The sequence below is a fragment of the Neisseria elongata subsp. elongata genome (assembly GCF_900113545.1).
GTDB lineage: Bacteria > Pseudomonadota > Gammaproteobacteria > Burkholderiales > Neisseriaceae > Neisseria > Neisseria elongata.
In genome coordinates, this window is record NZ_FOPS01000001.1 from 365,560 (window position 1) to 383,132 (window position 17,573).

The following is a 17,573-nucleotide window of genomic DNA, read 5'->3' on the forward strand; positions in this document are numbered from 1 at the left end:
GTATAGTTTCGGGCGTTTTGCACCACCTGCAAAACGCCCGGATTTCATTTTCCGCCTTTTCAGACGGCCTCACGAATCCGGCATCGCAACAAAAAAGGAGGAGCAGCATGAAACTGAACGACAACACCCTGTTTAAAACCGAATGCCTGATTAACGGCACATGGCGGCGTGCCGACAACGGCCGCACCATGTTCGTGCGCAACCCCGCCACAGGCGAGCACTTGGCCGACGTACCCGATATGGTCGAAAGCGAAACCCTCGCCGCGATTGCCGCCGCAGCCGCCGCGCAAAAAGACTGGGCGGCACGCCCCGCCGCCGAACGCAGCCGCATCCTGCGCCGCTGGTTCGACCTGATGACGGCGCACCAAGAAGATTTGGCGCGCATCCTGACCGCCGAACAAGGCAAGCCGCTGGCCGAAGCGCGCGGCGAAATCGCCTACGGCGCATCCTATATCGAATGGTTTGCCGAAGAAGCCAAGCGCGTTTACGGCGACACCATCCCCGCCACGCGCGCCGATCAGCGCATCAGCGTCATCCGCCAGCCCGTCGGCGTGTGCGCCGCCATCACGCCGTGGAACTTCCCCAACGCCATGATTACCCGCAAAGCCGCGCCCGCACTGGCGGCAGGCTGCACCTTCATCGTCCGCCCCGCATCGAAAACGCCGCTGTCCGCGCTGGCGGTTGCCGAACTCGCCCAACGGGCCGGCATTCCGGCGGGCGTGTTCAACGTCATCACCGGCTCGTCCCGCGCCATCGGCGGCGTGCTGACCGGCGACGAACGGGTACGCAAGTTCAGCTTCACCGGCTCGACCGAAGTCGGCCGCGAACTGATGGCCCAATGCGCCGCCACAGTGAAAAAAATCTCGCTGGAACTGGGCGGCAACGCGCCGTTCATCGTTTTCGACGATGCCGATATCGATGCCGCCGTACAGGGCGCGCTGGCCAGCAAATTCCGCAACGCGGGGCAAACCTGCGTCTGCGCCAACCGCTTCTACGTCCAAAGCGGCGTATATGACGAGTTTGCCGCTAAACTCACGGCGGAAGTGGAAAAACTGAAAGTCGGCAACGGCATGGACGAAGGCACGGACATCGGCCCGCTGATTGACGAAGCCGCCGTCTCGCATGTGGAACGCCTGTTGGACGACGCGCGCGCCAAAGGCGGCAAAATCTTATGCGGCGGTTTTTCAAACGGCCTGTTCGTCCGACCCGCCGTAATCGCCGGCGCAACGCGTGAAATGGCGGTGGCGGAAGAAGAAATCTTTGGCCCCGTCGCCCCGCTGTTCCGCTTCGGGAACGAAGAAGAAGCCGTACGGCTGGCCAACGACACCGAATACGGCCTGGCATCGTATCTGTACAGCCGCGACATCGGCCGCATCACCCGCGTATCCGAAGCCTTGGAATACGGCATGGTGGCGGTAAACACGGGTATGCTGTCCAACGCGGCCGCCCCCTTCGGCGGCGTGAAGCAGTCGGGCATGGGCCGGGAAGGCTCGCGCTACGGCATGAATGAATATCTGGAAATGAAATACATCGTTACCGCAGGCATTTAGGCCGTCTGAAAGGCAGTTTGAGACAAAAAGGCCGTCTGAAATATCTTTTCAGACGGCCTTTTTGCTTATCCGTTCAAACCATGACCCATTCACTTAAATTCCGATACCTTGGCCCGAACAAGTCCGCTTCGCCACCCAACGCAGGCGGGAATAACGATAGGGAGGATTATTATTCGGACTTGCCGCAGCATTCCTTCATGCCGTTTTCGCAGCGCACGGCTCGGGACTCTAGGGTCTGCCGCAGCAGCAAATCGTTTTTCGGCAAAGAGGCGCGCTCTTCTTCCCGATGCCAAAGATGATAGGCCAGGCCGCCGAATTTCAGGTTGGTGCGGCCGAGGCCAGAATGATAAAGGCGGGCGGCAAACTCGCTGTCTTCCCTGCCCCAGCCGACAAAGCGGTTGTCGAAGCCGTTTACGGCTGCCGCATCCTTCAGGAAAAAACCCATGTTGCAGCTTTTAATCGATTTCATGCTGCTGCCTGCGAGCAAAGCCGTCAGCAGCATCAGGCTGCGGCAGCGGATGGCGGCGTGTTTCTTCATGATGCCCTGCGAATAGAAAGGCGGCTTGAACGGCACGGGCAGGGGCGAAGACAGCAATGCGGCGGTGGCGGCTTCGGTCAGCAGCACGCGGCTGCCCTGCACCCAACGCCCTTCCCGCGCCACGGACAGGTGGTCGGCAATAAATTCGGGATGCAGCACCATGTCGCCGTCGATGAGCACGATGTAAGGCCCTTGCGCCGCCGCCAGTGCGCGGTTGCGCGATTGTGCCGCGCGGAAGCCTTGGTCTTCCTGCCAAACGTGTTTGACCGGTATCGGGGAGGTTTTTGCAAACCGCCCAACCGTTTCCGCAGTGTCCGCGCCCGAGCCGTCGTCGGCGACGATGATTTCCGCCGGCGGTACGGTTTGCTGCAAAACGGACTGTAAAACCAGATGCAGTGCGTCGGGGCGGTTGTAGGTGGTAACAATCAGGCTGGCGCGCATTTTAGAGTTTTCCGTCGGATTTATAGAGGGTGTAGAGTTTGACGTATTTGGTCATGGTGTAGAAATAGTGGTTGACCGACAGTATCCATCCCATTTTGCCGTCCAGAAAACCGCGGTCGAAAATATAGACTTTGATAAATGCCCAAATCGGCCGCAATACGATGTCTTTCCAGAAGCCGACCGGTTTGCCCGCGTCTTTGTATTTCTCTGCCGACAGTTTGGTGTATTTGTTGAATTTGTTGAAATACTGGTCCCAGTTGTCGTAGGTGTAGTGGAGCAGGAAGTGTTGCAGTTTTTTGTCCACGTAGGGATGCAGGATGGCGGGATGGACGTAGCCTTCGACCCGCACGCCCTCCGCCGGCATCAGGCGGCAGACGTAATCAGGCCGCAACACGCCGTGTACGGCTTTGTTGTGGCGGAAGCGGTTTTGCCGTCTGAGCCAATAGGCGGCTTTTTCGCCTTTTTCCACCGTTCGGGCGATTTCTTCGGCCGCTTCGGGCGTGCAGCGTTCGTCGGCATCGATGAAGAAAATCCAGCCGCAGCGCGCCTGTTCGACGGCGAAGGTCTGCTGTCCGCCCCAGTCGCCGTCCATGGCGCGGCGTATGACCCTCGCGCCGCATGCTTCGGCGATTTTTTCGGTGTCGTCGGTGCTGAAGTCGTCGATGACGATGACTTCTCCGGCAAAAGTGCAGCTTTCGATGCATTCGCGGATGTTTGCCTCTTCGTTTTTGGCCAAAATCAGTACGCTGATGTCGCTCGCCATGGGTCTGCCCTCATTCGTCGTCCGTTGAAAAGGCCGTCTGAAAATACGGCGGTGCGGTGTTGCCGAACCGTGCCCCGGTGTTTTCAGACGGCCTGCATGGTTTAATGGTTGATGCGGTTGCGTTCGCGCTCTTCGCGCCCTTCTTTAATCGCACCGATCAAGAAATAAATACCGGCCGCGATGAAGGCGGCCACGGTAACGGCGGTAAAGATAAAGAGAAAATTCTGCATGATGGAATCCTGACATTTTCGGCAGGCGCGAGTGTACCCGCTTGACGCAGGCAAAACAACCGCCGCCCGCGCAGCCGCCCCCGCTAACGGATGACTTCCGCCCAGTCGCGTTCGAAATAATTGACCAGCATCTGGTTGTTCAGATAATTCGCCTCTACCGGCCGCCGCGCCATATCGGGCGGGAAGTCGAACATTTCGGCAGCGGTTTTCCCGTTCAGATAGCGGGTGGGGACGGAGAACGCGGCAGGAACGGGGAAGCGGTTTTCACGGCCGGCCAGCACAAAGCCCCATTCGCCGAACGAAGGGACGTAAACGTGATACGGCGCGGTATGCAGCCCTGCGGCCTCCAGCGTGGCCACCACCGACCAATAGGCGTTGGGCGCGAAATAGGGCGAGGTGGACTGGACGACGATTTTACCCTGCGGCGCAAGACGGCGGGCAACCAGGCGGTACATCGGCACGGAATACAGTTTGCCGAGCGAGAAGTTGGAGGGGTCGGGCAGGTCGATGATGATGACGTCGAAACGGCCTTCGTTTTCCTCCAGCCATTTTGCCGCGTCGTCATTGACGACTTTGGTTTTCGGGTGCGACAGCGAACCTTGGTTCAGGCTGCTCAATGTGGCCGAAGTGCGGAAGGTTTTGGTCATTTCGGGATCCAAATCCACCAGCGTCAGCTGTTTTACCTGCGGGTATTTCAACACTTCCCGCGCGGCCAGTCCGTCGCCGCCGCCCAAAATCAACACGTTTTCCGCCTTTTGCACCATCTGCATGGCGGGCAGTACCAGGGCTTCGTGGTAACGCGCCTCGTCGCGCGAAGAAAATTGCAGGTTGCCGTTGATGTAGAGCCGCGTATCGTTTTTCCACTGCGTTACCACCAGCCGCTGGTAGGGCGAATGGCTTTCAAACACCACCGGATCGCCGAAATAGCTCTGTTCGGCACGGAAGGTAATCCGGTTGGCGTAGGCAAAGGCCAGCAGCAGGAACATCAGTACCGTCCATCCGCGGATTTGCAGCCCCCGGTAATTTTTCAGACGGCCTTTGAAGATGCGGGCGGTCAGCAGCGCGACGGCGGCATTCAATATGCCGAACAGCAGGGCCGAACGCGCCATACCCAGCCGCGGGGCGAGCACCAGCGGGAACAGCAGCGAAACCGCCAGCGCGCCGAGATAGTCGAAAGTCAGCACCTTGGACACCATCTCTTTGAAGTCCGCCTCTTCGCGGTTCAACACCCGCATCACCAGCGGAATCTCCATGCCCACCACCGTGCCGACCACCAACACCAGCGCGTACAGCAGCGTGCGGAACGGCGCGGCGGCCAGCCCGAAGGCCACAAACAAGGCCAAGGCCGATATGCCGCCGATAACGCCCACCAGCAGCTCGATTTCGATAAAGCGGCGCAGGGTGTCTTCGTCTTTGATGTACTTGGTCAGATGCGCCCCGATGCCCATGGCAAAAAGATAAAGGCCGATAATCGAGGAAAACTGCAAAATGCTGTCGCCGAGCAGGTAGCTGGCCAGCGCGGCCATAATCAGCTCGTAAGCCAAACCGCAGCTTGCGACAACGAAAACGGAAACAATCAGCGTGCGGTTGAGTTTCATATCTTTCAGACGGCCTGCGGGGAAAAGCGGCGATTATATAGCGGATACCGCCGTTTTTCGACGCGGCAGGCGGGCGGGGAAATTCCCGACTCTGCGGGCAAATGGGTTAAAATGCCGCCCTTACGCAACCTGATTCCGAATTTATGGCCCGCCACCCCTACCACCGCCTGCGCCCCGCACGCCCCGCCATGCCCGAAGTCGGCATTTCCGAAACCGGCAACATCCGCTCCCTCCATCTGGGCAGCGACACCATCCAAAGCTCAATGAACCTCGACAATCCGACCGAGCTGGTTTTATCGTACAGCCGCGCGATGATGGCCTGGCTGCTGTTTGCCGACCCGCCCGTCCACATCACGCAAATCGGGCTGGGCGGCGGTTCATTCGCCCGTTGGATAGACGCCTGCCTGCCCGACTGCCGCCAGACCGCGGTGGAAATCAACCCGAACGTCATCGCCGTGGCGCGCGGCCTGTTCGAGCTGCCGTTTGAAGGGGAAACATTCGAAATCGTCGAGGCCGACGGCGCGCAATACGTCAAAACCCTGCGCGGCGGCACCGACATCATCCTGACCGACGGTTTCGACGGCGAACAGATTATCGACGATTTGGTCAGCTCCGGATTTTTTGCCGACTGCCGGCAGGCGTTGTCGGACAAAGGCATTTTCATGACCAACTGGTGGAGCGGCGACAAACGCTATCCGCGCTTTGTTGCCGATTTGAAGGAAGCGTTTGACGGAAAAGTATTGGAAGTGCCGGCGGAAAGCCACGGCAACATTGCCGTGATGGCCTTCCGGCAAACTCCGGCGGAACTGAATCTCGACTCGCTGAAAAAACGGGCTGAACAGTTGGCGCGGCAATATCCGCTCGACTTTCCCGCCCTGTTCTCCGCCCTCAAATCCGCCAATCCGCACAACGGCAAACACCTGCATTTCTGATTTACCGCCCGATGCCCGTGCGACAGGCAGAAAGGCCGTCTGAAAACTCCGCTTCCTGGCGGAAGCTGCGTTTTCAGACGGCCTATTCCTTATGCGGCGTGCGGACACGGCATCGTGCCGTGCCGTCATCCGAATCAATTTTGTAAGCCGCCGTCGTTTCCGTAATGCGCCAGTAACTGCCTCGTGTATTCGTGTTGAGGCCGTCTGAAAACCGTTTCGCAATCACCCTGCTCTACAATTTTCCCGTTCCGTATCACCATCACGCAGTGCGACAGGGCGTTGATGACCGCCAAATCATGGCTGACGATGACCATGCTCAAGCCGTATTCCCGCTGCAAATCGGCCAGCAGTTTCAGGATTTGCCGCTGCCATTGCACGTCCAACGCGCTGGTGGGCTCGTCCAACACCAGCACCGAAGGTTTGACAATCAGGGCGCGGGCGACGGCGAGCCGCTGCCTCTGGCCGCCTGAAAACTCGTGCGGATAGCGTTCGGAAGCGTCTTCGGGCAGGCCGACCTGCCGCAACACTTCGGCCACGCGCTGCCGCACGGTTTCCTTGTCCAAGCGGGGTTCGTGCACGCGCAGGCCTTCGGATACGATGTCCGACACCTTCATGCGCGGGTTGAACGCGCCGAACGGGTCTTGAAACACCATCTGTATTTCCCGCCGCATTTCGCGCCGCCATTCCCGCCCGCGTATTTTCAGACGGCCTTCCGCCTCAATCAGCCGCATCAGTGCTTTGGCCAGCGTGGTTTTGCCGCTGCCGCTCTCGCCGATGATGCCCAGCGTTTCACCCGCCTTCAATTGAAGCGACAGCGGCTCCAACAGCGTTTTCCGCCTACTGGAAAACCAGCCGCTTTTTTCGCGCACGGAGACGGCAATCCCGTCGGCCTCGATGACAAACGGGCTGTCCCCAGCCACGGAGCGCACGTCGCGCCGGGGGGCGGCATCGAGCAGCAGCTTGGTGTAGTCGTGGCGCGGGGCGGCAAACACTTCAGCCGCCGCACCCTGCTCCACCACGCGGCCCTGCTTCATGACGATGATGTCGTCGGCAAAGCGGCGTACGAGGTTCAAATCGTGCGTGATGTACAGCAGGGTCATGTTGCGGGTTTGCTGCAGGCGGGAAAGCAGGTCGAGTATCTGCGCCTGCACGGCGACATCCAGCGCAGTGGTCGGTTCGTCGGCAATCAGGAGTTCCGGCTCGGCTGCCACAGCCATTGCAATCATCGCCCGCTGCCTCTGGCCGCCGGAAAGCCGGAACGGATACGCCGCCGCCTTTGCTTCCGGTTCGCCGATGCCGGTTTCCGCCAACAGCCCGACCGCCCTTGCCCAAGCCTGTTTTTTATCCAAACCCAAGTGCAGGGTCAGCACTTCGGCAATCTGCGCGCCGACAGTCATCACAGGATTGAGCGCGGTCATCGGCTCTTGGAACACCATGCCGATTTTGCTGCCGCGCAACTGCCGCAAACGGCGCGGCGCGGCCTGCAAAACGTCTTCGCCGTCGAAATTCAGACGGCCTTTCAAGGCAAGGTCGGGATTGAGCCGCATGATGCTTTGTGCGAAAACGGTTTTACCGCTGCCGCTTTCGCCTACAACGGCGGTTTTGCGCCCGCGACGGATTTTGCAGCCGATGCCGGACAACACTTCCCGGCTGCCGAATGCGGCAGTCAGGTTTTCAACCTCCAGGATATACGGTTCCATCAGCCCCTCCTTGCCCGCACGTCGAAAGCATGGCGCAGCCCCTCGCCTATCATCACCAGCAGTAACAACATAACCGTCAGTGTGCCGAAAGCCGACAGGCCTATCCACCAGGCATTCAGGTTGTCCTTGCCCTGCGCCAGCAGTTCGCCCAAGCTGGCCTGCGAGGCGGGAACGCCCAGTCCGAGAAAGTCGAGGCTGGTCAAAGCCAGCACCGCGCCGGAAATACGGAAAGGCAGGAACGCCAATACAGGCGTGAGGCTGTTGGGCAGGATGTGCCGCCACATAATCGCACCGCCGCCCACGCCCATCGCGCGCGCCGCCAGCACATAATCGGCCTGCCTGTTTTTTAAAAACTCGGCGCGCACATAATCCGACAGCCCCATCCAGCCGAACAGCGACAGCAAGGCCAGCAAGACCAACAGGCCGGGATTGAAAAACGACGACAGGATAATCAGCAGGTACAGCTCCGGCATCCCGCCCCAGATTTCGATAAACCGCTGCATCACAAGGTCGGTCTTACCGCCGAAATAACCCTGCACCGCGCCGACGGCCACACCGATAACCGTCGTAACCGCCGTCAAAACCAGCGCAAACAGCAGCGAATCGCGGAAACCGTACACCAAACGCGCCAACACATCCCGCCCCCTGTCGTCCGTGCCGAGCAAATGCCTTTCCGACGGCGCGGCGGGGTCGGGCACGGTATCGAAATCATTCAGCGTATCGGCGGCATAAGGATTGGGCGGATAAACCGCGCGATTGCCGTCCGAAGAAAGGTTGCGCCTGATTAAGGGGTCGAGGTAATCGGCGGGCGTGTCGAAATCGCCGCCGAAATCGCGGTCGTGGTAAGTGTGCAGCAACGGGAAATAGCTTTCGCCGCGATACGACAGCCACAAAGGTTTATCGTTGCTCCACAAAGGCGCAAGCAGCGAGGCCGAAAACAAAAAAGCCAGCAGCAGCAGGCTGAAATAGCCGCGCCTGTGCCGTTTGAACGCCCGCCACGCGCCGCGTTCCGAGATAGGTTCCATAGACATTCCAAAGGCCGTCTGAAAAACTGCCGCCGCAAAACGGCGGCACGGTTTGAACGGATAATTTTTTCCGGGCGGCAAAGATAACAGTTTTCAGACGGCCTTTCCATGCCCGCACACTTGCCAAAGCGTTCCGCAGCGTTTAGAATGTTACGATATAACAAAGAAGGAGTATTTCCATGAAACCGAATATCCATCCCGAAAACTACCGCACCGTATTGTTTTTCGACAGCGGTGCCAACGAAGGCTGGCTCATCCGTTCCTGCGCCGACACCCACGGCAAGACCATGGTTTGGCACGACGGCAACGAATATCCCGTATTCATGCTCGACACCTCGTCGGCATCCCATCCGGTTTACACCGGCAAACGCCGCGAATTCAGCAGCGAAGGCCGTGCCAGCAAATTCCAGCAACGTTTCCAAGGCATGATGAACTCTTTAAGGAAGGACAAATAATGCAAGTTTTATCCTCACTCAAAACCGCGAAAACCCGCCACCGCGACTGCCAAATCGTCCGCCGCAAAGGCCGCGTTTACGTTATCTGCAAAAGCAACCCGCGCTTCAAGGCACGCCAACGCTGAACAAGCCGCCAATCTATTCGAAGGCCGTCTGAAACCGTTTTTCAGACGGCCTTTGCATCTTTCCACCGCTTTCGCGCTACAATCGCCACCGTCCGACACACATGGAAAACCACATGACCGCCCGAGAACTGCAAGCCTTCCTCCACGCCAACATTCCCGCAACGGCCGCACTGTCGCTGTCCGTCGTCGATATCACGCCCGACAGCCTTATCCTCTCCGCCCCGCACGCGCCGAACCGCAACCATAAAAACACCGTTTTCGGCGGCAGCATCGCCCTTGCCGCCACGGTCGGCGGCTGGGCGATGGTACACAGCCGGTTTCCCGAAGCCGCAGGCAACATCGTCATCCAACAGGGCGAAACCCGCTACCTGCATCCGGCAAACGGCGACCTGACCGTCATCACCCGCGCCGCTGCAGAAGAAGACTGGCGCAAGATGAAGGAAATGTTCGAACAGCGGGGCAAAGGCAAAATCGTGCTGGAAACGGAAATATTTTCCGACGGCGTAAAAGCCGCCGTATTCAGCGGAAAATTTGTCGTCTTGAAGGGCTGAACGGCTGCCCGCCAAATACGGGAGGCCGCCGAATCATGGGCCGAACCGGAAAATTTCAGGCGGTTTTTCAAACAACTGCCGCTTCCGCACGGAGTATGGCTTCAGTTGCAAAAAGGCCGTCTGAAAACTTTTGCTTCGGGAAAGCTTCAGTTTTCAGACGGCCTTTTCTCAATGCGCCGCTTATTTTTTTCTCACTGCCGCAGGCTTGGATACCTTTTTATCTTTCACGGCAGGCTGGTCCGATTCCGGCAACGGCACGCCCAAGCGGCGCATGGTGTTTTGCAGGACGCGGATGTTGCCGCCCGCCTTCCAGCCTTTTTCAAACGTTTCGACCGCCTGCTCTTTTTTGCCCAAATGCCACAAAACTTCGCCCAAATGCGCGGACACTTCGGCATCGCCTTGCATCTTAAAGGCATATTGCAGGTACGGCAAAGCCGTTTCCGCATCGCCTTTCAGGAAATAAGCCCAACCGAGGCTGTCGTTGATGGCGGGCCCTTCGGGCTCCTGCTCGTAGGCGGCGCGTATCAGTTCGAATGCCTCGTCCACTTTCGGATTCGGCATGGTCAGCATGGTGTAGCCGAGGGCGTTTTGCCCGTTCGGATTATCGGGGTTCAATTCCAAGTAACGGCGCAGGTCGGCAATCGCCTTTTCCGGCCGGTTCAATTTATCGACGTACACCAGCGCGCGCTGATAAAGGACGGCACTCAAGTTCTCGGCATTATTGGGCCGGCGGGCGATTTGGTCGTGGAGGAGGTTCAATTCCTGCAAAGCCTGTTGCGGATTGTCATATCGGCCGATTACCAGCAGTTGGACTTGCAACAGGTGGTTTTCGTCGAAGAAACGGCCTTGGCGCGAAGTCATGGCGCGGGCGCGTTTGATTTCGGCCGCCGCCTGCCGCCATTTGCCCTCTTCCAGATTCAGCGAAGCCATCAAAACGGTTTTGTCGAAACGGAAGTCCGGTGCCTGGATTTTGTTCGCCCATTCGCGCGCTTCGGCAAATTTTTTGTTGTCGCCGTTGCGGAGGGTGGCGATAACGGCCGCCCTGCTCTGCTGTTCCTGCGTGCCATGCCGGTAGGCTTTGGTCAGATAGTCCATTGTTTCTTCAAGCGGTGCCTTGCGGCTGCTGGATAATAAGGCCGCCTGAATGTAAAGGTCGGCATTAGGCTGTTTTTCCAGCAATTTTTGCAGAAAAGCCTGTGCTTCATCTTTTTTTTCGGCATAAATCAATGCTTCAATCTGCAATTCCTGCCATACGGGCGACAGTTTGGACGTATCCGTTTCGGCGAAGAAGCGGTTGATGATTTCCGGCCGCCGCTGGCCGATTAAGCGCAGGGTCAGATGGGTAGGCGGCAGGATTTCGCTGTCCAGCTGCGCCAGTTTCTGCAATGCCTGAACCGAATCGGCAGCCTTGTCGTTCAGCGCGCTTAAAATCGCATCGGCAATCACGGCTTCCGGCAATTCGGGATAGCTTTTGGCACGTTTGTGCACCGTGTCGTCCATCAGTTGGGCGACGGCGGGGTTCTGCGCGGCAATCTGCGCCACCAGCAGGAAAATTCGGCTGCGCTGTTCTTCATTCGCACCTTCCAGCGCGGCATCGAAGCCGTTGCGTGCATCGCCGTATTCCCCGCGCACCATATCGCGCATCCAACTGATGCGTTTCAAGGCCGGGCCGGGCGTCGGCTCGAGTTTTACCCACCGCTGGTATACCGCCTCCGCATACTCGTATGCACCCAGATTGACCGCCATATCCATGGCGCGCTCGGCTACTTCGGAATCGCGCGTGCGGTCGAGCATGGCCATATAGGTGGCCAATGCCAGGCCGGGGTCGCCTTTATGCAATGCCAGCTCCGCACCCAGCAGGGAAAAGGTATCGTTGGCGCGGTTTATGATGTTTTTCCGACGCTGATGCTCGTCTGCCTGCTGATTGCGGCTGAAGTTGCGGCCTGCTTCGATTTTTTCGCTTTTAACCTGTTCCTTGGACGGGGCATCGTTTTTATCCTCGGCATACAGCGCGGGGGCGCACAGCAGCATCAAGGCGCATACGATGGTTTTTAAGCGGGATTTGCGGGCAAACATATTCTTTCCTCCAAATAGGGCGTACCCTGTTTTCAGACGGCCTGAAACAAAGGGGGCTTACTTTATCACAGAGCCACCCGCCGCGCTTGGCTTTGTCTGCCTTTCCTATCAGGAAACGATGCTTTTCCCCCTTTCCGCTTGCCGATATGTAAATTCTTGTTACAATGCCTTTTCTTTCAATCAAACCTTTGCAAACGGAGGAATCATGCAAAAAATCCTGCTTGCCGCCGCCCTGGCCGCCGCATCTGCCGCCGCATCGGCCGCACAATACGAAATCGACCCGTTCCATTCCAACGCCCGCTTCGAAATCGACCATTTCGGCACCAGCACCAACGTCGGCGGCATTTACAAAGTTACCGGCAATGTCCATTTCGACCCCGCGAAGAAAACCGGTTCCGTCGAAGCCGTACTGCCATTGGCCAACCTGCAATCGAGCAGCGATGAATTTACCAAACACCTGAAATCGGCCGATATTTTCAACGCCGAGAAATATCCCGAAATCCGTTTTGCCTCCACCAAATTCATCTTTGACGGCAAAAAAGTAAGCGCGGTTCAAGGCAACCTGACCCTGCTCGGACAAACCCATCCGGTTGTCCTCAAAGCCAGCAAATTCAACTGCTACCAAAACCCGATGAAGAAAGTGGAAGTCTGCGGCGGCGATTTTGCCGCCACCATCGACCGCACCCAATGGGGAGCGGATTACCTGGTTTCCGCAGGCATGGCGAAAAACGTGAAGTTGAACATCCAAATCGAGGCTGCGAAAAAATAAGGCCGTCTGAAAAACAGGCATACGGTTTGAGGCCGTCTGAAAATCCGTTTTCAGACGGCCTTTCTCTTTAATGGCCGTGCTGTAAGGAGCAAAAGATGAAGGTGGGAAAAGTGCTACAATGACGGGTTTCCTAATTTTTCAGACGGCCTCAAAAAACCATGTGCAACCACCATCATCAAAATGACAGCAAAACTCCCCGTTCAGAAGCCCGCGACAACGACACCATCCGCATCCGCGGCGCACGCACGCATAATTTGAAAAACATCGATTTGGACATTCCGCGCCACAAGCTGGTGGTGGTAACGGGGCTGTCGGGCAGTGGCAAGTCGTCGCTGGCGTTTGACACGCTGTATGCCGAGGGGCAGCGGCGTTATGTTGAGAGCCTGTCCGCCTATGCGCGGCAGTTTTTGCAGATGATGGACAAACCCGACGTCGATTTGATCGAAGGCCTGTCGCCCGCGATTTCCATCGAGCAGAAATCCACCAGCCACAACCCGCGTTCCACCGTCGGCACGGTTACGGAAATCCATGATTACCTGCGCCTTTTGTACGCCCGCGTCGGCACGCCGTATTGCCCCGAACACAATCTGCCGCTGTCGAGCCAAACCGTATCGCAGATGGTCGATGCCGTCTTGAAGCTGCCGGAAGACACGCGCGTGATGATTCTTGCGCCGGCAGTGCGCGAGCGTAAGGGCGAATTTGTCGATTTCTTTGCCGACTTGCAGGCGCAGGGTTTTGCGCGGGTGCGCGTAGACGGCGAGGTCTATCAGTTGGACGAAGTGCCGAAGCTGGAAAAAAATATCAAGCATAATATCGACGTGGTCATCGACCGCGTGAAAGTGAAGGCGGACATCAAGCAGCGGCTGGCGGAAAGTTTTGAAACCGCGCTGCGCCACGGCAACGAGCGCGCGCTGGCGATGGAGATGGACAGCGGCGAAGAGCATTGGTTTTCCGCGCGTTTCGCCTGCCCCGTGTGTTCGTACAGCCTGCCCGAGTTAGAGCCGCGCCTCTTTTCGTTCAACAACCCGATGGGGTCCTGCCCGACTTGCGACGGCTTGGGCAACACCAATTTCTTCGACCCTGAAAAAGTGGTCGCCCATCCCGAATTGTCGCTGGCAACGGGCGCGATTGACGGCTGGGACAAGCGCAACCAATTCTATTTTCAAATGATTCAGTCGCTGGCACGGCATTATGGTTTCGATGTGCAGGCTGCTTGGGAAACGCTACCTGAAAAAGTCAAAAAAGTCGTGTTGCACGGATCAGGCAAAGAAGTCATTGATTTCACTTACCTATCCGAACGCGGCACCACCTTCAACCGCAGCCACGCCTTTGAAGGCATCATTCCCAATCTCGAACGCCGCTACCGCGAAACCGACAGCGAAACCGTGCGCGAAAAACTGCGCGAATACCAAAACCACCGCGCCTGCCCAAGCTGCGGCGGTGCACGTTTGCGCAAAGAAGCCCGCTACGTTTACGTCAGCGGTGAACCCTTGCACGAAGTCTCCGCCTGGCCGCTGACCAAAACCCACCAATTCTTCGAAACGCTGGATTTGGACGGAAACAAAAAACAAATCGCCGAAAAAATCCTCAAAGAAATCACCGAGCGGCTCGGCTTCCTGATTAACGTCGGGCTGGATTACCTGAATCTAAGCCGTTCCGCCGAAACCCTTTCCGGCGGCGAAGCCCAGCGCATCCGCCTCGCCAGTCAAATCGGCAGCGGCCTGACCGGCGTGATGTACGTTTTGGACGAACCCTCCATCGGCCTGCACCAGCGCGACAACGACCGCCTGCTCGCCACCCTCAAACGCCTGCGCGACTTGGGCAACAGCGTGATTGTGGTCGAACACGACGAAGACGCCATCCGTGAAGCCGATTTCGTCGTCGATATGGGCCCGGGCGCAGGCGAACACGGTGGCAACGTACTGATTGCCGACACGCCCGAAAACGTCGCCAAATGCGAAAAATCCGTTACCGGACAATACCTCAGTGGCAAAAAATCCATTGCCGTGCCGTCTGAACGCACGCCCGTCAATCCCGACCGAATGCTCGTCCTCAAAGGCGCGCGCGGCAACAACCTCAAAAACGTCACCCTCGAACTGCCGCTCGGTTTGATTACCTGCATCACCGGCGTATCCGGCAGCGGCAAATCCACCCTGATTAACGACACCCTCGCCAAAATCACCGCCCGCGAACTCAACCGCGCCCAAGAAGAACCCGCCCCATACGACGACATCCGCGGCCTCGAACACCTCGACAAAGTCATCAACGTCGACCAATCCCCCATCGGCCGCACCCCGCGCTCTAACCCAGCCACCTACACCGGCCTGTTCACCCCCATCCGCGAACTCTTCGCCGGCGTCCCCCTCTCGCGCGAACGCGGCTACAACGTCGGCAGATTCTCCTTCAACGTCAAAGGCGGCCGCTGCGAAGCCTGCCAAGGCGACGGCGTGATCAAAGTCGAAATGCACTTCCTGCCCGACGTGTACGTCCCCTGCGAAGTCTGCCACGGCAAACGCTACAACCGCGAAACGCTCGAAATCCAATACAAAGGCAAAAACATCAGCCAAGTCCTCGACATGACCGTCGAAGAAGCCCGCGAATTTTTCGACGCCGTCCCCACCGTATCGCGCAAACTGCAAACCCTCATGGACGTAGGCCTCGGCTACATCCGCCTCGGCCAGTCCGCCACCACCCTCTCCGGCGGCGAAGCCCAACGCGTCAAACTCGCCCTAGAGTTATCCAAACGCGACACCGGCAGAACGCTCTACATCCTCGACGAACCCACCACCGGCCTGCACTTCGCCGATATTGCCCTATTGCTGGAAGTGATAGGTCGTCTGAAAGGCAAAGGCAACTCGATTGTGATTATCGAGCATAATCTGGACGTGATTAAAACTGCGGATTGGATTGTGGATTTGGGGCCGGAAGGGGGCGATGGTGGAGGGAGGATTGTGGCGGAGGGGGTGCCGGAGGGGGTAGCAAAAGTGGAAATCAGTTATACTGGGAAATATTTGAAAAATATATTAAAACTTTCTAATAGATGATTTCTAAATTTATATAAGGTTTTGAATTATGGAAAACAAAGAAGTAAATAAGTTAATCAATGCTCTTGAAGATTTGGTAAAAACGATTTTAGAACAAGAAGGATTTGAGGATAATTTCATTAACAGCCGCCATGGGTATGATAACTACCCATGCATTATGCTTGAAGATTTAGCAGATATTCCTAAAAGCATTATTCAAAAACTTAAAAATAGACCGTATGAATTTTCTAAAGAAAAATTAGATATAATGGAATATCTTTCTGAGCGAGTAATGGATAGTAAAAATTTACTCATCACTGGATTAAGCAGTTATTCAAATTATACGTATTTCTATTCATATATTACAACAGTTGACTGGCTTGATAAGTTTCTTTATCAAAGCCTAGAATGGGAACATTTACCTGAAAATGCAATGCCATCTAGCCTACGACAAAGGCTGGCTGTACAAAAAAGAGCGGTTACAAATTTGGAAAAATCCAGTGCTGGTTTAGATGAGAAAGTTAAACAAATCAATAGTGCATATGAAACAGCAAAAAACTTGCCTACTGTGCAAGATGACTTAAAAGAAGCAACAGAAGAGGTTCGTAAAACACATCAGGAAATCGAGAGTATTTTTAAAGATAGTAAAAATAAATCAGATGATTTTTCTAGAAATATTGCAATAAATACAGCAAAAGGAGATGAGTTTTTAGGAGATTTTGAAAAATTAAAAAATAATATTGAAGCCCTGTATAAGCAATGCAATGAATATAAGGATAAATCCGCACAAGCATACAGCATAACCAATACAAATGGTTTGGCTGGAGCTTTTAAAGAACGCGCTAATCAACTGAATAAATCTGCAAAATGGTGGACTTTCGGGCTTATTATCGCACTGCTGGCACTTTGGTTTGTTGGTAGTACGCAGGTTAGTCGTTTACAAAGTTTATATAGTACCAGTAATATAAGCACAACAGTTATTGTCTTACAAGCCATTACTGCTTTGTTAAGTATCACTGCTCCATTATGGTTCTCTTGGTTGGCTACTACTCAAATTCATAAATTATTTAAATTATCAGAAGATTATGGCTTTAAGTCTTCTGTTAGCCAAAGTTATGAAGGATACCGTAAAGAAACATCTGATATATCAGTTGATTTGCTAAAAGATTTAATGGGTAATTTGCTGAGAATTATGAATGATGAGCCTTTGAGGCTAGTTAAAGATGATACGAATGCCAGTACCCCATACAATGATATGGCAAATCAATTTTTCAAAAGAGAAAAGGTAAAAGATAGTGTCAAAGATGATAAGAAAAGTCCTTTAAAGGCTCAGGGTAATAGTGAAGACGGAAATAACGATACTCCTAAAATTTCAAATACCCAAGAAAATATTGATGAAGCTGAAACAACGTAACAAGCCAACGTAGGGTGCGTGGCTGCGTCACACACCCTGCCGATGAATCACTCAGAACTTAAAAACCAACGTGTAGGGTGTGTGCGGTACGCACGCATGCGGTTATTTGATTGACGGTTTGCCGTTTCCAAATTTACTTTCAAAGCTGCTACTTTTCAGACGGCCTCAAAGACCAATACGGCCTATCCGTCAATCCCCACCCACCTAAAAACAAACCAATGTGCAGGCTGCTTTTCAACTCCGTTGCAGCTTCGTTTTCAGCAAGCTGCCATTCAAATATCCTATCGATAAAGGCTACCTGAAAGCGTGAGCTTTAACGAAGTTAAAACTCACTTCTTTCGTTTTAGCTGCGCAGAAACTCACTTCGTTCGTTTTCAGGTAGC

At 55.7% G+C, this 17,573-nt stretch carries 15 protein-coding genes; 8 read left to right on the top strand and 7 right to left on the bottom strand.

Annotated features, from left to right (window positions below):
• Positions 1 to 107 precede the first annotated feature (107 nt).
• The gene (locus BM261_RS01830; protein ID WP_074894544.1) at positions 108 to 1,550 is read left to right on the top strand and encodes an NAD-dependent succinate-semialdehyde dehydrogenase; all 1,443 of its coding nucleotides are present in this window, start codon (positions 108 to 110) and stop codon (positions 1,548 to 1,550) included.
• A 169-nt stretch (positions 1,551 to 1,719) separates the two neighbouring features.
• Here the strand turns inward: BM261_RS01830 and BM261_RS01835 are convergent, their stop codons facing one another.
• The 4 genes from BM261_RS01835 to BM261_RS01845 form a co-directional block, all read right to left on the bottom strand.
• Positions 1,720 to 2,529, bottom strand: coding sequence for a glycosyltransferase family 2 protein (locus BM261_RS01835; protein ID WP_074894546.1), 810 nt, complete (start codon positions 2,527 to 2,529; stop codon positions 1,720 to 1,722).
• Between the two features lies 1 nt (position 2,530).
• A complete protein-coding gene (locus BM261_RS01840; protein WP_074894548.1) occupies positions 2,531 to 3,292 on the bottom strand; it encodes a glycosyltransferase family 2 protein in 762 nt (253 codons plus the stop codon).
• A 101-nt stretch (positions 3,293 to 3,393) separates the two neighbouring features.
• Positions 3,394 to 3,522: a hypothetical protein gene (locus BM261_RS12845; RefSeq protein ID WP_256205697.1), complete on the bottom strand. Its 129-nt coding sequence runs from the start codon at positions 3,520 to 3,522 to the stop codon at positions 3,394 to 3,396.
• Between the two features lie 83 nt (positions 3,523 to 3,605).
• Positions 3,606 to 5,120 carry a polyamine aminopropyltransferase gene (locus BM261_RS01845; protein ID WP_074894550.1) on the bottom strand — a complete coding sequence of 505 codons (1,515 nt, stop codon included), beginning with the start codon at positions 5,118 to 5,120 and terminating at the stop codon, positions 3,606 to 3,608.
• 143 nt (positions 5,121 to 5,263) lie between these two features.
• Between BM261_RS01845 and BM261_RS01850 the strand changes: the two genes are divergently transcribed.
• Positions 5,264 to 6,052: a polyamine aminopropyltransferase gene (locus BM261_RS01850; protein WP_074894552.1), complete on the top strand. Its 789-nt coding sequence runs from the start codon at positions 5,264 to 5,266 to the stop codon at positions 6,050 to 6,052.
• 134 nt (positions 6,053 to 6,186) lie between these two features.
• Here the strand turns inward: BM261_RS01850 and BM261_RS01855 are convergent, their stop codons facing one another.
• Positions 6,187 to 7,752, bottom strand: coding sequence for an ABC transporter ATP-binding protein (locus BM261_RS01855; RefSeq protein WP_074894554.1), 1,566 nt, complete (start codon positions 7,750 to 7,752; stop codon positions 6,187 to 6,189).
• On the bottom strand, positions 7,752 to 8,777 hold the full coding sequence (locus BM261_RS01860) for an ABC transporter permease (protein ID WP_041961591.1): 1,026 nt from the start codon (positions 8,775 to 8,777) through the stop codon (positions 7,752 to 7,754). Before BM261_RS01860 ends, BM261_RS01855 begins: the two co-directional genes overlap by 1 nt.
• Positions 8,778 to 8,956: 179 nt before the next feature.
• On the opposite strand from BM261_RS01860, the gene BM261_RS01865 reads away from it, so the two are divergent.
• From BM261_RS01865 to BM261_RS01875, 3 genes are all read left to right on the top strand, one after another.
• Entirely contained in the window at positions 8,957 to 9,232 is a 276-nt protein-coding gene (locus BM261_RS01865; protein WP_003774416.1) for a type B 50S ribosomal protein L31, read from the top strand.
• A complete protein-coding gene (ykgO, locus tag BM261_RS01870) occupies positions 9,232 to 9,357 on the top strand; it encodes a type B 50S ribosomal protein L36 (protein WP_040666351.1) in 126 nt (41 codons plus the stop codon). The genes BM261_RS01865 and ykgO overlap by 1 nt, the downstream gene beginning before the upstream one ends.
• A 113-nt stretch (positions 9,358 to 9,470) precedes the next feature.
• Positions 9,471 to 9,908, top strand: coding sequence for a YiiD C-terminal domain-containing protein (locus BM261_RS01875; RefSeq protein ID WP_074894660.1), 438 nt, complete (start codon positions 9,471 to 9,473; stop codon positions 9,906 to 9,908).
• Positions 9,909 to 10,088: 180 nt separating this feature from the next.
• Here BM261_RS01875 and BM261_RS01880 read toward each other — a convergent pair whose 3' ends face one another.
• Positions 10,089 to 11,984, bottom strand: coding sequence for a tetratricopeptide repeat protein (locus tag BM261_RS01880; RefSeq protein WP_074894556.1), 1,896 nt, complete (start codon positions 11,982 to 11,984; stop codon positions 10,089 to 10,091).
• A gap of 205 nt (positions 11,985 to 12,189) precedes the next feature.
• On the opposite strand from BM261_RS01880, the gene BM261_RS01885 reads away from it, so the two are divergent.
• The 3 genes from BM261_RS01885 (at position 12,190) to BM261_RS01895 (ending at position 17,190) form a co-directional block, all read left to right on the top strand.
• On the top strand, positions 12,190 to 12,753 hold the full coding sequence (locus BM261_RS01885; RefSeq protein ID WP_074894558.1) for a YceI family protein: 564 nt from the start codon (positions 12,190 to 12,192) through the stop codon (positions 12,751 to 12,753).
• Between the two features lie 158 nt (positions 12,754 to 12,911).
• Positions 12,912 to 15,797, top strand: a complete 2,886-nt coding sequence (gene uvrA, locus BM261_RS01890; protein ID WP_074894561.1) for an excinuclease ABC subunit UvrA — start codon at positions 12,912 to 12,914, stop codon at positions 15,795 to 15,797.
• Positions 15,798 to 15,825: 28 nt separating this feature from the next.
• Positions 15,826 to 17,190 carry a hypothetical protein gene (locus BM261_RS01895; RefSeq protein ID WP_074894563.1) on the top strand — a complete coding sequence of 455 codons (1,365 nt, stop codon included), beginning with the start codon at positions 15,826 to 15,828 and terminating at the stop codon, positions 17,188 to 17,190.
• Positions 17,191 to 17,573: the final 383 nt, after the last annotated feature.

What these genes read in the sequence shown, in the direction of transcription:
- BM261_RS12845 (WP_256205697.1), bottom strand. Translation starts at nt 3,522, where the DNA reads ATGCAGAATTTTCTCTTTATCTTTACCGCCGTTACCGTGGCCGCCTTC.
- BM261_RS01875 (WP_074894660.1), top strand. Translation starts at nt 9,471, where the DNA reads ATGACCGCCCGAGAACTGCAAGCCTTCCTCCACGCCAACATTCCCGCA.
- uvrA (WP_074894561.1), top strand. Translation starts at nt 12,912, where the DNA reads ATGTGCAACCACCATCATCAAAATGACAGCAAAACTCCCCGTTCAGAA.
- BM261_RS01830 (WP_074894544.1), top strand. Translation starts at nt 108, where the DNA reads ATGAAACTGAACGACAACACCCTGTTTAAAACCGAATGCCTGATTAAC.
- BM261_RS01860 (WP_041961591.1), bottom strand. Translation starts at nt 8,777, where the DNA reads ATGGAACCTATCTCGGAACGCGGCGCGTGGCGGGCGTTCAAACGGCAC.
- BM261_RS01855 (WP_074894554.1), bottom strand. Translation starts at nt 7,752, where the DNA reads ATGGAACCGTATATCCTGGAGGTTGAAAACCTGACTGCCGCATTCGGC.
- BM261_RS01885 (WP_074894558.1), top strand. Translation starts at nt 12,190, where the DNA reads ATGCAAAAAATCCTGCTTGCCGCCGCCCTGGCCGCCGCATCTGCCGCC.
- ykgO (WP_040666351.1), top strand. Translation starts at nt 9,232, where the DNA reads ATGCAAGTTTTATCCTCACTCAAAACCGCGAAAACCCGCCACCGCGAC.
- BM261_RS01880 (WP_074894556.1), bottom strand. Translation starts at nt 11,984, where the DNA reads ATGTTTGCCCGCAAATCCCGCTTAAAAACCATCGTATGCGCCTTGATG.
- BM261_RS01895 (WP_074894563.1), top strand. Translation starts at nt 15,826, where the DNA reads ATGGAAAACAAAGAAGTAAATAAGTTAATCAATGCTCTTGAAGATTTG.
- BM261_RS01845 (WP_074894550.1), bottom strand. Translation starts at nt 5,120, where the DNA reads ATGAAACTCAACCGCACGCTGATTGTTTCCGTTTTCGTTGTCGCAAGC.
- BM261_RS01865 (WP_003774416.1), top strand. Translation starts at nt 8,957, where the DNA reads ATGAAACCGAATATCCATCCCGAAAACTACCGCACCGTATTGTTTTTC.
- BM261_RS01835 (WP_074894546.1), bottom strand. Translation starts at nt 2,529, where the DNA reads ATGCGCGCCAGCCTGATTGTTACCACCTACAACCGCCCCGACGCACTG.
- BM261_RS01850 (WP_074894552.1), top strand. Translation starts at nt 5,264, where the DNA reads ATGGCCCGCCACCCCTACCACCGCCTGCGCCCCGCACGCCCCGCCATG.
- BM261_RS01840 (WP_074894548.1), bottom strand. Translation starts at nt 3,292, where the DNA reads ATGGCGAGCGACATCAGCGTACTGATTTTGGCCAAAAACGAAGAGGCA.